12 protein-coding genes are annotated in these 13,726 nt (G+C 63.1%); 3 read left to right on the top strand and 9 right to left on the bottom strand.

Annotated elements, in window-relative coordinates; genetic code table 11:
- Window positions 1-6 precede the first annotated feature (6 nt).
- From M2367_RS10305 to M2367_RS10265, 9 genes are all read right to left on the bottom strand, one after another.
- The gene (locus M2367_RS10305) at window positions 7-1,296 is read right to left on the bottom strand and encodes an outer membrane protein transport protein (protein WP_259236633.1); all 1,290 of its coding nucleotides are present in this window, start codon (window positions 1,294-1,296) and stop codon (window positions 7-9) included.
- 391 nt (window positions 1,297-1,687) lie between these two features.
- Window positions 1,688-2,443, bottom strand: coding sequence for a DUF3379 domain-containing protein (locus M2367_RS10300; RefSeq protein ID WP_259236632.1), 756 nt, complete (start codon window positions 2,441-2,443; stop codon window positions 1,688-1,690).
- Window positions 2,436-3,017: a sigma-70 family RNA polymerase sigma factor gene (locus M2367_RS10295; protein ID WP_259236631.1), complete on the bottom strand. Its 582-nt coding sequence runs from the start codon at window positions 3,015-3,017 to the stop codon at window positions 2,436-2,438. The genes M2367_RS10300 and M2367_RS10295 overlap by 8 nt, the downstream gene beginning before the upstream one ends.
- Window positions 3,017-4,633 carry a BatD family protein gene (locus tag M2367_RS10290; RefSeq protein ID WP_259236630.1) on the bottom strand — a complete coding sequence of 539 codons (1,617 nt, stop codon included), beginning with the start codon at window positions 4,631-4,633 and terminating at the stop codon, window positions 3,017-3,019. The genes M2367_RS10295 and M2367_RS10290 overlap by 1 nt, the downstream gene beginning before the upstream one ends.
- A 5-nt stretch (window positions 4,634-4,638) precedes the next feature.
- A complete protein-coding gene (locus tag M2367_RS10285) occupies window positions 4,639-6,069 on the bottom strand; it encodes a tetratricopeptide repeat protein (protein WP_259236629.1) in 1,431 nt (476 codons plus the stop codon).
- A 52-nt stretch (window positions 6,070-6,121) separates the two neighbouring features.
- Window positions 6,122-7,060 (bottom strand): VWA domain-containing protein, encoded by a 939-nt coding sequence (locus M2367_RS10280; RefSeq protein WP_259236628.1) that lies wholly within the window; start codon window positions 7,058-7,060, stop codon window positions 6,122-6,124.
- Entirely contained in the window at window positions 7,057-7,569 is a 513-nt protein-coding gene (locus M2367_RS10275) for a DUF4381 family protein (RefSeq protein WP_224432782.1), read from the bottom strand. The genes M2367_RS10280 and M2367_RS10275 overlap by 4 nt, the downstream gene beginning before the upstream one ends.
- Complete coding sequence (locus M2367_RS10270; protein ID WP_259236627.1) at window positions 7,566-8,477, bottom strand: DUF58 domain-containing protein; 912 nt, start codon at window positions 8,475-8,477, stop codon at window positions 7,566-7,568. Before M2367_RS10270 ends, M2367_RS10275 begins: the two co-directional genes overlap by 4 nt.
- Window positions 8,468-9,418: a MoxR family ATPase gene (locus tag M2367_RS10265; protein ID WP_224432784.1), complete on the bottom strand. Its 951-nt coding sequence runs from the start codon at window positions 9,416-9,418 to the stop codon at window positions 8,468-8,470. The genes M2367_RS10270 and M2367_RS10265 overlap by 10 nt, the downstream gene beginning before the upstream one ends.
- Window positions 9,419-9,601: 183 nt before the next feature.
- Between M2367_RS10265 and fadI the strand changes: the two genes are divergently transcribed.
- The 3 genes from fadI (at window position 9,602) to M2367_RS10250 (ending at window position 13,572) form a co-directional block, all read left to right on the top strand.
- Entirely contained in the window at window positions 9,602-10,912 is a 1,311-nt protein-coding gene (fadI, locus tag M2367_RS10260; protein ID WP_042042826.1) for an acetyl-CoA C-acyltransferase FadI, read from the top strand.
- Window positions 10,912-13,059 (top strand): fatty acid oxidation complex subunit alpha FadJ, encoded by a 2,148-nt coding sequence (gene fadJ, locus M2367_RS10255; protein ID WP_259236626.1) that lies wholly within the window; start codon window positions 10,912-10,914, stop codon window positions 13,057-13,059. Before fadI ends, fadJ begins: the two co-directional genes overlap by 1 nt.
- A gap of 372 nt (window positions 13,060-13,431) precedes the next feature.
- A complete protein-coding gene (locus M2367_RS10250) occupies window positions 13,432-13,572 on the top strand; it encodes a TIGR02808 family protein (protein ID WP_084218221.1) in 141 nt (46 codons plus the stop codon).
- The last annotated feature ends 154 nt before the right edge of the window (window positions 13,573-13,726 follow it).

Genomic DNA, 13,726 nt, shown 5'->3' with positions numbered 1-13,726 from the left:
CGGTTATCAGAACATCATGTTGAACTGGGCAGAGGCCAGGAAGGCGTTGCCGTGGGAGGTGCCCTGCCAGCGCAGGGGGCTGTCATGGCCGGTCAGACCTTCGTTGACATCGACGGACTTGCCATCGATATAGGCCATGCCGAAGTCGATGCTCATGTCCGTATCGATGTGGTAGGTAGCGCCGGCGCTGTACCAGATACGATCCGAGTCAGGAATACTCAGGCTGCGGTATTCGGCCTCGATGGGGGTGTTGTCGTAGGCGAAACCGATGCGCGCTTCCCAAGCCGGGTTGACATACCAGGTGCCGCCGAGTGCATAACGTACCGAGTCCTTGAACTTCTCTGGCTTGTAGAGGCAGACCCCGGCACCGTCGGTGCTGACACAGCTGTCGCTGGTGGCGTTCAGCTCTTCGAAGGAGCTCCAGTCGGTCCAGTTGACCGAGTAGTGCACGGCAAATTGCTGGTTCAGACGGTGGTAACCGGCAAATTCTGCCTGCGCAGGCATGTCCAGCCCCAGTTTTCCATCAACGGTCTGGAAACCGGAGGAGGTGCCTTCGTAATCACCTTCGAAGGTGATGTCGACCTGGGAGCGGTAGGTCAGAGCGAAGCGGTTGTTCTCGTTGTACTCATACATGGTGCCGACGTTCCAGCCCCAACCCCAGTCATCACCCTTCATGTGGGCGAGTTTGGTACTGGGACTGACAGGAGCGCCGCCGAGCTGTTGACTGACGACGGGGGCCAGGGCACCGGCACGGCGGTTCAATTCAGCTTCGGCATAGACCAGATTCAAACCGGCACCAACGCTCCAGTTGGAGTCGATGCGGTAGGCGATGTTGGGGTTGATGTTGATGGTCATCAACTCGGTGTTACCCGCCACTGCGCCACCGGTGAAGTCATCCGAGTACTCGGTAGAGAGGCCGTAGTTGGAGAACATCGCCAGACCCCAGGCCCACTGTTCATTGATGGGCTGGATGAAATAGGCGGCCGGCACGAACGCATCCGGGGCGATATTGCTCTCGCTGGAATCGATGGCACCGGCAATTTTGCCGTCGACATCCACATCCGGGTGGATATAGGTGCCAGCGACAGAGACCGCCATCTTGTCAAAGCGGGTCATCGCAGCCGGGTTGCGGGCCAGTACGGCGGCGTTGTCGGCAATGGCGGCTTCACCGGCAAAAGCACGACCCAGGCCGGAGGCTGAGTGTTCATTGAGCTGGAAGGCAGCTGCAAAGGTTTGGGTGCTGGCCAGTGTGAGGGCGGCGGCAATCAGGCTTTTCTTGAAAAAGGCAGTAGTCATGGAGTTCTCTCTATTTTTTGGCAGATTTTTTGCCATGCAATCCCGGCGCAATCGCCGCAAAAGCTGACAAGATCTGTTGTTATGTTCGCATCTTCCCAATAGTTGCTGGTGTGATTCTATGGATCTGGTAGGAGGTAAGAAATCAGACCAGTGAGAGCAGAATACATAAAAGTATCTATTGTGTTAACGATTTGTTTGTTGTTGGCGCCAAAACGAGCAAATAAAGGCCTTATTGTTGTTTTAAACGGCGATTAAGCGTGGAGGTGCCAGATAAATATTTTGGCATCTTGGTGGTCAATGGTGCCGAACAGGGGAGGAACAAGGGGGGAAAATGGAAAAAACACGCAGAGTACATCGTACTCTGCGTGTGTTAATGGTGGGAACCCAGCCTCTAAATGGACCAGTGCAGGCGGGACTCAATCTGCCGGGATATGGGTTCCAGCGACTCGCCCATCTCGCCAATCAATACCAGGTTGGCGCCCTTGAGTTTGATGATTTCGCCCTTGAGCTGGCCATCATCGAAGTTGTGCTCGAGCTGCAGTGGCACATGCTTGGGCACCAGGAAGAGGGTGACAGGTCCCATCTTGCCTTGTAGCACCATGTGCAGGGCAGGGCCCTGATAGAAGGCGCAGTGGTTGACATAGGTGATCCTTGCCATGCCCTGCATGTTCATCAGGGTCGCCCCATACTTCTCCATCTTGGCGTTGATGGTTTGCAGCGACACCTGTTCATCGACCCCCTGGATAAAGGGTTCCTCACCATAGACGTGGGCCAGGGCCACCTGGGCCAAGGATGCCTCGCTCGTCTGGGTGAGGGGCCAAGGCAACCAGCGGGTACTGACCCCGACCAGGAAGGCAACGGAGGCGGCGATGGCCAGCGGTTTCCAGCCCGACGCCTTGCGCCGTGGCAGTGTCACAACGGGCGCGTCGGGGATGGGGTCGGCCAGCATGGCTTGCCTGAGCAGCAGGCGTTCTGCCAAACCGGCGGGGACCTCCACCTCCATCGCCTTGCCGAGTTGACGGTCGAACTGCTTCATCTCCTCGAGCCATTTGCGATTGGCGGGAGAAGCATTGGCCATGTCGGCAAACTCTTCCCGGGTGTCGTGAGGATCGACGACAGCCTGACGACGAAACTCAAGCTCATCCATTGCTGTGCCCTCTTGATTGTGCGGATGACTCCATGGCCTCTCGGATCTGATTGCGTGCTCGAAACAGTCGGGTCATGACGGTGTTCTTGTTCAGGCCCAGCTGCTGGGCAATCTCTTCGCCGCTAAAACCGCCTACCACTTGCAGCAACAAGGGCTCCTGATACTCCTCAGGCAAGCGGGCAATGTGGCGGCGGAGCCATTCGTGCTCCATTTCCTGTTCGCTGTGCAGTGCCCCATTATCGCTTTGGGGGAACTCATCCAGATCGATGAGATCGAACTGTTTGCGCTCAAAGCGGCGTGCATTCTCCCGCCTCAAAATGGTGATGAGCCACGCCTTGGCGGCCTTGTCATCGACCAGGCTGTCGATCGCCCGCCAGGCGCGCAGATAGGTCTCCTGCACCAGATCTTCCGCGACATGAGGGTCCCGACACAGCCAATAGGCATAGCGGTAGATATCCCCATGCAGGGCATTGACCAGGGCTTCGTATTTTGTCTGTTTATCCGCCATACCCTCATTGACCGGGGATGGCGTCGGTTCCTTTCCCACTTTCTTGCGAAATAGCGATATCGCCATCAGTGCGCCTCCTTGTGGTGATGTGTGTCGTTCAGCCAGGCGACTCGCCTGAGTAAAGTGGCGACCCCTGGCGTCTCATAGGCACAAAGGCCAAGGGCGAGCGCTGCGCCATCAAAGTGAGTGAGTGTACCAAAACAGGCAGCCTCCAGGGTATAGAGCCGTGCTGCCAGCGCAGGATCCAGCGGCATATCCCGCAACCAGGTGATAGCAGGGTGCCTGGGAGGGGGCCAGCGCAGCTTCGCCCAATGCAACAGAGCATGGCGACTCGCGTCAGAGTCTGCTTGGCAAAAGGCGAGCTGCAGGGCATAAAACGCGCGCCATCGAGTCTGACGGCGCAGACTGCCAGTCAGCAGCAAGGCGAGCAGCGTCCAGCCGAGCAGAGAGAAGGGGCCAAGGCGGGTGGGCCTGGGTGGCTGAGTATCCGGCTGGTCGGCAGGAGATGGCGTAAAACTCAAGGGGGTGGCCGCCAACGTCAGCCACTCCTCCCGCCCGGTCTGGGTGTTGAACCAGGGCAGCTGGATCTCGGGCAGCAGGTAGACGCCAGGCGTCTGGGCGCGCAGCGCCTGGCGCCACTCCTGTTCAAAGAGCAAGCGACCGTTGGCAAGAAAGCGTTCATGGCGATCTCCCCCATCCCCCAGTACCTTGAGCCCCGCCACCTGCGGTGCGGGGATCGCCACGCGGTTGCCATCTCCATCTTCGAGGCGCAAACGCAGAGTACGGATGATGGGCTCGCCGAGGGCGACGCTCTGCGCCGGTGTAAATTGCTGGCTGAGGGTGAGGCGCCTGGCCACCAGCGGCAGGGGGGCCTTGTCTACTTGTATGATGGCGGGGGCAGCGCGACCGGAGAGGGGTTCTGCATGGCCATCAAGCTGGTAATTCGCCTGAAGCCTGGGCGCCATCAGGGTGAACTGGCCCGGGCTCCTGGCCTGCAACAACCAGCGGCGGGTCAGCACGCCGCTCTCGCCGGGCCGGGCAGCGGGGTGCCACTCATCATCTCCCAGACGTCGAATGGTGAGATCCGGGTGCTCGGGTTCGTTGAGGCTGGGATCCACTATCTGATCCGGCAACCAGAGCCTGAGCTCATAGATGAAGGGCTGCCCCGGGTAGAGGGGGCCCTGATGATCAATGCTGGCACGCAGCACCACCCTGGGCTCAGGGTCAGCCGCACTGGTCTGGTTGAGGGACTTGCCCGGGAAGGCAAGGGGGGCAAGATGCCAGGGGCCCAGCTTGAGGGCGGGCAGGCTATCGGCGCTCCCGTGCAAGGGGATCAGCCAGCGGGTCTGCGGCCCGGACTCGCTCATGCTCTCTTGCCGGGAGATCCGGCCCACGGCGAGCTGGCGCAGCAAGGGTTGGATGTTCAGGGCATCGAGGGGCCAGTGTCCAGGCGCATCTATCAGCAACAACCAATCCTCGGCGCCCTCCTGAGGCAGCAGTTCGACCCTGGGCGCGGCAGAGGGGGCGAGCTTGTCTCCCTGTGTGCCTGGCACAGTCGATGAGGCCGCGGGCGGTGCCGACTGCACGTCCGCCCCGGTTGCCCCTTGCACCGATGCCAGAACGAAGGGAAGAGAGAGCAGGGCACGACAGAGCCTGCTCTTGGACGCAATTAGCCTGCGCAACGGGTTCACCACTGTGACACCGGCAACGTCTGCAGGCCTCGGCGCAGGGCCTCTTTGCGCAGTCGCTCCTTGAGCAGGATCACGGGGGGGGCCGGTTCGGCGGGGGCGTCCGGCTGGCTCTTTGACTCGTCAGGGGCCCTGTTCGGACTGGCTTGGGGCGGTGGGGCACTGCGCTCTAGCAGCGCCAGGTTGTAGCGGGCATCGTGATGGCCCGAGTCGAGGGAGAGGCAGGCCTGGTAGGCGAGTTTGGCCTCTTCCAAGCGACCCAGTTGCACCAGGGCATTGCCGCGATTGTAGTGGGCGGTAGGGCTCTGTTGTGCGCCATAGGCCGCCAGGGCCTGCTCGAAATCACCAAGGCGATACCAGGCATTGCCACGCCAGATGGGGTCGCGCAGCGCCATGGCCGCTGTGCGGTAATCCCCCGCCTGATATGCGGCCTGTGCCTCGGCCTGATCAGGTTGAGGGTCGGCTGCCTGCACGGGTGGCTGGAGCGGCAAACAGAGCAGCAGCGCCAGCCAGAGGGCGCCGCGTCTGGCCAGCAGCGCGAGTAGCAACAGGGGCAACAGCAGCCAGGGCCCCAGATCCTGCCGATGTGCGGGATCTGGGGCCAGGCTGGTGGGCAGGGGAGCGAACTGAGGCGGGCGACTGCCCAGGGGGTACAGCTGACCGCCGAGGCGACTGGCTAGATCAGCCATCAGCGTGCTGTCAGGGGCGGGCAGGCTGCCCTTGCCCAATGCTTGAGCCAGCTCGAGGGAGAGTGTGACGGGCTGCGCCGTCGCCGCGAGCAGTATGTCGAGCCGGGGGGCGCCCGCCTGACGCAGGCACTGCCAGCGACTCTGGCAGGGCCAGTGGTCGGCAATCCGCCGGGCCTGGGCCTGGGTCAGGGCATCGGTTACCAGCAGCAGGCGGGCGCTCTGACCAGGGGGGATCTGCGCCAACCCCAGGGCCAGGGCTCGCTCTGGATTGGCCCCTTGCAGCGGCATGATACTGGGGCGCAAGTCCGGCAACAGGCGAGCGATGGCCTCGTGATCCCGGGTGGCCGGCATGGCGAGATAGGCATCGGCGGCAAACAGGATCAGGGCGATACGCTGCCCCTGGCGCTGGGCCAGCATATCTTGCAGCAGCAGGCGCACCCGAGTGGCGCGATCCGGTGCCAGATCCTGGGCCTCCATGGAGCGCGACAGGCTCAGCAGCCAGATGTCCAGAGGGGGGGCGGCCTGGGCGGCCTGGCCCCGCTCCAGCGCCGGGCCGCCCAGGGCCAGGATGGCGGGCAGCATCGCCCACCAGCGCCAGGGCACGGCAGGTTTGGAGTCTGGCAACAGATAGCGCCGCATCAGGGGGCTGAGCTGCGGAGAGTGACGGCGCAGGCGCCAGCCAAGCCAGAGCCAGGGTATCAAGGCCAGCAACCACCAAGGGCGCAGCAGGACTAGTTCCATGAACGAGGGCCCCCACTCGAAGGGGCTGACCTGCGGAGCACCGTCTTGTCCTTCATCTTGACCTCCCCTGCACGCCTGACCACAACATCGGCAGCAGAAGCAGCAGCGTGAACAGGGCCAGTGGCCATGGATAGAGCTCGGTCAGCGGGCGATAGCTGTGACTTGCCCTGGCTGCGGGTTCCAGCTGCTCGAGGCTCAGATCCATGGCGATGAGATCGTCCTGAGTGCGCGCGCGGAAGTAGCGGCCCTGCCCCAGGGTGGCCAACTCGGTGAGCAGGGGCTCGTCAAGCTCTGTACTGGGATCGGGCTGGGCCGGGGCCAGCGCCTGACTGTCGGGATCCGCCCCCACCCCCAGGGTATAGATCTTGAGTCCGGCAGCGACGGCCTGGCGCGCCTGGGCCAGGGGATCGGCACTGCCCGCGGTGTTGCGGCCATCGGTGATCAACAACAGCGTCGCATCGCGATCAGGCTCCTTGTGCGCGTTGGCGAGGGCGATGGCCTCGCCGAGCGCCGTGGTGCGCCCGACCAGATCAAAATCCAGCTCGTTGGCCAGAGTCAGCAGCGCTTGGGTCTCCTCCGTCAGGGGGCTGAGCAGGTAGGCGTGGTCGGCAAAGACGATGAGGGCGATCCTGTCACCCTGCCTGGTCAGGATCAGCTGCCTTATCAGCTTGCGCACCGCGCTCAGTCTGTCTTGCTGCTGACTGCCATCAAACATGTCCGGGGTGCGCATGCTGTCGGAGAGATCCACGGCCAGCAGCAGATCCCGACTGCCCTGATACTGGACGATGGGCTCCCCCATCAGTTGAGGTCGGCACAGGGCCAATACCAGCGCCCCCCACAGCAGGGCGCCATACCAGCGTGGCAAGCCGCCCTGGGGACCTTGCAGCGCAAAGCCGTCATGGTGCAACCGGGGGCGATGCAAGGGGGGCAGGGAGCGAACCAGCAGGGGCAGCGCCAGGGCGAGGGCAAACCAGGGCCAGGCCAGGATCATGGGGTCCCCCTCGGGTGCACGAGTCGGCCGAGCAGCAGCTGGCGACCCAGACGCAAATAGTCGGCATGGAGCGCCTGACACTGGGCGTGACTCGGCTGGCGGTGGCCATAGAGCCACTCATCCCAATGGTGCTGCCAGCGTTGAAAATCGGTCGGTCCCTGGCTGTCGAGCCAGGCGAGCCACTCAGCCCCTTGCAAGCTGCGACTTGCTGGCCAGCGGCGCAGCCCCTCCTGGCGCAACCTGTCGTGCAACTGGCCGAGCCAGAGACGCCGATCGCTGGCTGGCGGCGCTGCGAGGGCCTGGCGCCAGCCCCAGTACCGCCATAGCCTGCGTCCAAACCAGGCGAGGGCGGCGATCAGCAACAGGGTCAGGGTCAGCAGGAGCAGGGCGCCGAGGCGCGGGTCCAGCCAGCCTGCCTCCAGGGGAGGGCCTGGATGAATGTCCCTGATCTGCTGGGCTATCTGTTGCGTGATCGATGCTGTGAAGGGGGGCGCGGCATCCATGGTCATAGGGATGGCCACTGGGCTTGCAGGCTCAGGCCGCTGTCGAGCAGGGTCAGCCGCTGTACCAGGGGCAGCAGCCGGGCCTGACTCAGGGCCAGCTGTTGCTGCGCCTGGTGCCGATAGCGGCGCACGAACTGAGGATTGCTGCCATCGAGCCAGCCTGGGCCGAAGGGGCTCATCACCGGCAGCCGTTCAGTGCCACCCAGCTCGGCTTCCAGAGGATCGCGGATCTGCCAGTAATGGATATCGTGGCGCCGGGCGATGAGTCGGAGTTGCAGTTCTTGCCCAGGGGGCGGGGGAAGGTGGTCACTGATGATGGTCAGACGCGCCCCATGGGGCAGACGGGGGCGTAGCCGCTCCAGCGCCTGCGCCAGGGTGATTGGCAAGGGGCGGCGCCCAAGCCCTGCCTGATAGTGCAGGCAGATGGCTGGCAACAGCGGCAGAGGGGAGCCCTTGCAGGCGAGGGTCTGGGGAGTTGCGCCGTGGATATGCAATGTCTGGGGATGATGTTCCCCTCGCCAGAGTAGCGCTGCGGCCAGCTCGCATGCCAGCTGGGCCTTGAGCCGCTCTCTCGAACCGAAATAGAGGGCAGGGGAGAGGTTGAGCAACAACCAATGGTGTTGTTCCTGCTCCTCTTCATAGAGGCGGGTGACGGGGCGACCTAGCCTGGCGGTGACCCGCCAGTCGATGTGGCGCACCTCATCCCCGGCCTGGTAGGGACGCAGCTCACGAAAGTTCAGGCCGGGTTGACGACGCTGGGCGCCGCGTTGGGCAGGGCCCTTTCGCCTCATTGGCTGCTGTGTCTGGGCCAGCAACCGGGTGGCGAGCAGGCTTGCGAGGGGCAGTTGCAACTCGGGCGGCCAGCTGCCGAGGGGCGGATCTGCCAGGGGGGAGGCGCCGTGGCTCAGGGACATGGCACCCAATCCAGCAGGCGGCGGACTATCTCTTCGGCATCGATTCCTTCGGCCTGAGCCTGGTAGCTTGGCAACAGGCGATGGCGCAGCACCGCCGGGGCCAACTGCTGGATATCTTCTGGCACCACATAGTCCCGCCCGGCCAGCCAGGCACGGGCGCGGGCGGCGCGGGCCAGGCCCAGGCTGGCTCTGGGGCTGGCGCCAAAATCAATCAGATTGCCCAGTTCGGGGGCTATGCCACTGCCGGGGCGGGTCGCGCACACCAGCTGCACCAGATAGTTGGCGAGCCTGGGCTGCATCATGACATCCAGCACGGCATCGCGCGCACGTTGCAAGGCATCGGGGCCGATGAGGCAGGGGGAGGGGGGCAAGGTCTCGCCCCGCTCATTGAGCTGCAGTATGGCGAGCTCCAGCGCCGGGCTGGGGTAATCGACATTGAGCTTGAGCAAGAAGCGATCGAGCTGGGCCTCGGGCAGGGGGTAGGTCCCCTCCTGCTCGATGGGGTTCTGGGTCGCCGCCACCATGAACAGGCCAGGCAGGCGCCAGCTCTTCTTGCCGACGGTGATCTGGCGCTCGGCCATGGCTTCGAGCAGGGCGGATTGCACCTTGGCCGGCGCCCGGTTGATCTCGTCCGCCAACACCAGATGATTGAACAGGGGGCCGGGTTGGAACTGGAAACTGGCATCCTGAGGGTGAAACACCTCGCTGCCGGTGAGATCGGCTGGCAGCAGATCCGGGGTGAACTGAATGCGGGCGAAACGTCCCTCGATGGCGGTCGCCAATACCTTGACCGCCCGGGTCTTGGCCAGACCCGGCGCCCCCTCTATCAACACATGGCCTTCACATAACAGGGCGATGAGCAGGCCGTCGATGAGTTCGCCCTGCCCCAGGATCTGGCTGGCAATATGGTCGCGTACTTGTCGAAATTCGGCCAGAGCCATGAGATAAACCTATTGTTTTAATAGAAGTTGATCTTTTTATACTCCAGATACCCTCGGGGTGCGAGAACCGAGTCCCTCCCGGTGCAGATTTAGTTTCAATCAGCCGTATGAAACTTGTGAGCGGATTGTTAAGATGTGGCGCAATGAGGTCTGACCTCTACCTGATTAACCCAAGGAGCCAGGATGAAACAGCCTTTACAACTGACCACTCGCCAGGGCGAACGGATTGCCGTCGTGGCGGGTCTGCGTACTCCCTTCGCCAAGCAGGCCACCGCCTTTCATGGGGTGCCGGCGGTGGATCTGGGCAAGCTGGTGGTGAGCGAGCTGCTCGCCCGCACCAATCTAGACCCCGCCCTCATCGATCAACTGGTGTTCGGCCAGGTGGTACAGATGCCCGAAGCGCCCAACATAGCCCGCGAGATAGTGCTGGGCACCGGCATGAGCGTCAGCACTGACGCCTATAGCGTGTCGCGCGCCTGCGCCACCAGCTTCCAGGCGGTGGCCAATGTCACCGAATCCATCATGGCCGGCACGGTCGACATCGCCATCGCCGGCGGCGCCGACTCCTCTTCTGTGTTGCCCATCGGGGTCAGCAAGCGGCTGGCTCGCGCCCTGGTCGATCTCAACAAGGCGCGCACCTTCGCGCAAAAATTTGCCATCCTGCGCCGACTCGGGCCAAAAGACTTGCTGCCGGTGCCCCCGGCGGTGGCCGAATACTCGACCGGCCTCTCCATGGGGCAGACCGCCGAGCAGATGGCCAAGAGTCATGGCATCAGCCGTGAGGCGCAAGACGCCCTGGCGCACCGCTCCCACAGCCTGGCCGCCCAGGCCTGGGCCGAGGGCAAGCTGGCCCAGGAGGTGTTTGCCGCCCATGTGGCGCCTTACAAGGCGGCCCTTGAGCGCGACAACAACATTCGCGAAAGCTCTGACCTGGCAAGCTACGCCAAGCTCAAGCCGGTGTTTGACCGGGTGCATGGCTCCGTCACCGCCGCCAATGCCACCCCGCTCACCGATGGCGCCGCCGCTGTGCTGCTGATGCGTGAAGGACGTGCCAAGGAGCTTGGCCTGGAACCCCTTGGCTTTATTCGCAGTTTCGCCTTCTCCGCCATCGATGTCTGGCAGGACATGTTGATGGGGCCCTCCTACGCGACCCCCATCGCCCTGGACAGGGCGGGCATCACCCTCAGCGATCTCACTCTGATCGACATGCATGAGGCATTTGCCGCCCAGACCCTGGCCAACGTCAAGATGTTTGCCAGCCGGGATTTTGCCCGGGACAAGCTGGGCCGTGACAGCGCCATTGGCGAGATCGACATGGACAAGTTCAACGTGCTGGGGGGCTCATTGGCCTATGGCCACCCCTTCGCCGCGACCGGCGCACGCATGATCACCCAGACGCTCCATGAGCTGCGCCGCCGCGGCGGTGGATTGGGACTCAACACCGCCTGCGCGGCGGGTGGACTGGGTGTGGCCATGGTGTTGGAGGTGGAATGATGAGCGAGCAAACTTTTTCCCTGAATATTCGTAAAGACGGCATCGGCATCCTCACCATGGACGTGCCGGGGGAGAGCATGAACACCCTCAAGGCCGCCTTCGTCGAGGAGATCCGCGCCGTGCTGGAGGGCGTGCGAGCCAACAAGGATCTGATCGGTCTGGTGATCGCCTCCGGCAAGAAGGACTCCTTCATCGCCGGGGCAGACATCAGCATGCTGGATGCCTGTACCAGCGCCGCAGATGCCCAGACACTGTCCCGAGAAGGGCAGATCATCTTCGCCGAGATCGAGAATCTCGACATCCCGGTGATCGCCGCCATCCATGGCCCCTGCCTGGGGGGCGGGCTGGAGCTGGCACTGGCCTGTCACGGCCGGGTCGCGAGCGATCATGGCAAGACGGTGCTCGGGGTGCCCGAGGTGCAACTCGGTCTGCTGCCGGGATCCGGCGGTACCCAGCGTCTGCCGCGCCTCATCGGCGTGGCCAAGGCCCTCGACCTGATGCTTACCGGCAAGCAAGTCAGGGCCAAGCAGGCGGGCAAGATGGGGCTGGTGGATGAGGTGGTTCCGCTCTCCATATTGATGGAGGCGGCCATTGCCTTGGCTCGCAAGGGCAAGCCGCGCCATGTTTTGCGGCGAGACGTGCAAGGCAAACTGCTCGAGACCAGCAAGCTGGGCCGCAATGTGCTGTTCAGCCAGGCTCACAAAGGGATCAGGGCCAAGACCCGTGGCAACTACCCGGCCCCGGAACGCATCCTGGAAGTGGTGCGTATCGGCATGGAGGAGGGTATTCAGGCTGGTCTGGCTGCCGAATCCCGCCATTTCGGTGAACTGGTGATGACCCCGGAATCCGCCGCCCTGCGCTCACTCTTCTTCGCCACGACCCAGATGAAGAAGGAGGTGAGCTACCAGGGAGCCGCGCCACGCAAGATAGGCCATGCCGCCGTGCTGGGCGGTGGGCTGATGGGGGGCGGCATTGCCTACGTCACCGCCACCAAGGCCGGGGTGCCGGTGCGGATCAAGGATGTGGCGCAGGTGGGGATCAGCAACGCCATGCGCTACAGCTATGACCTGCTTAACAAGAAGCTCAAGCGCCGCCATATATTGCGCAGCGAACTGGAGAAGCAGATGAGCCTGCTGTCCGGCTCCCTGGATTTCTCCGGCTTCTCGCGGGTCGATATGGTGGTGGAGGCCGTGTTCGAGGACTTGGCCCTCAAACACCAGATGGTGCAGGAGGTGGAACGCGAGTGTGGTGAGCAGACCATCTTCGCCTCCAACACCTCCTCCCTGCCCATCCACCAGATTGCCGAAGGGGCTGCGCGGCCGGGCCAGATAGTGGGCCTGCACTACTTCAGCCCGGTGGACAAGATGCCGCTCGCCGAGATCATCCCCCATGCAGGCACCAGCGCCGAGACGGTGGCCACCACCATCGCCTTTGCCCGGGCCCAGGGCAAGACCCCCATCGTGGTCAAGGATGAGGCCGGCTTTTATGTGAACCGGATCCTGGCCCCCTACATGAACGAGGCGGCGCGCCTGGTACTGGAAGGGGAACCTGTGGAGGTGCTTGATGGCGCCCTGCTCGATTTCGGTTTCCCGGTCGGCCCCATCAATCTGCTCGACGAGGTGGGCATCGATGTGGGGGCCAAGATCTCCCCCATCCTCGAACGGGAACTGGGGGGCGAGCGCTTCCAGGCGCCAGCGGCCTTTGACAAGCTGCTCAAGGATGACCGCAAGGGTCGCAAGAATGGCAAGGGTTTCTACCGCTATGGCAAACCGGACTTGCTGAGTCGACTCACGGGCAAAGGGAGCAAGAAGCAGGTCGATGAGAGCGTCTACGAGCTGCTCGGGGTCAAACCTCAGGCCAAGCTTGCCAAGACCGAACTGGTGGAGCGCTGCGTGCTGCTGATGCTCAACGAGGCAGCCATGGCCCTGGATAGCGGCGTGATAGCCTCGGCGCGGGATGGTGACATTGGCGCCATCTTTGGCATCGGCTTCCCTCCCTTCCTCGGTGGCCCTTTCCGCTACATGGATAGCCTGGGGATTGCCGAGCTGGTGGCTCGCCTCGAACACTACCAACAGCGCCATGGGGAGCGTTTCGCACCCTGCAGCCGACTCAAGGCGATGGCGGCCGAGGGGCAGAGTTTCTATTGAGGAACCCCAGATCAACGGGAGCTATCCACCGGCTCAGGGGTCAGTGACCCCATGATGAACAAAGAGGCGACCCAGGGTCGCCTCTTTTTATGGGCGTGTTGACTAGGCGTTGCCGGTTTGATGCCGTTCCGGAGGGGATCAAGGGGAGGGGAGTCGATCACCTGGCCGCTGATCCGGGGGGGAGCGGCAGATCCCTGCACTTTTTGCCCCCAAAGATTGATCTAGCGCAATCTTACCCCCTATATATTCCTTTGGTGGCATAGGCGGGGGCGGCGTATTAGGCTCAAATAGGAACGAAAGTAGTCAGAGTGCGGCCCAAGCCGCCATGGACATTCGCGCCAGAGATGGGCGTCACAGGACAAAGGACACATCATGAGCTTTCTTGAACAAACCATCTGGACAATATTGGGCTATGGCGTCATGCCCTTCATCTTCCTGAGTGGCTTCGTGGCGGTGGCTGTGACCTGTTGCGTGCTGCTCAACGCATTCGGGGTGCAGTCCGCCGAGAAGTGAAGCGCATGGCTACCATGCCTCCCCACGCCATAGCGCGTTCACAATGCCAGTCTTCTGATTGGCATTGTTGTCTCTGGGGCCGGATGCAGGGCTCGAGATGCGCGCTGGAGGCTGGGGCGATGAGCATGGAGGTCGAACCCGGGAGAAAATTTGA

Origin of the sequence: Aeromonas sp. BIGb0445 (genome assembly GCF_024809075.1) — a bacterium.
Classification (GTDB): domain Bacteria; phylum Pseudomonadota; class Gammaproteobacteria; order Enterobacterales; family Aeromonadaceae; genus Aeromonas; species Aeromonas rivuli.
This window is presented reverse-complemented; position numbering and strand designations above follow the sequence as displayed.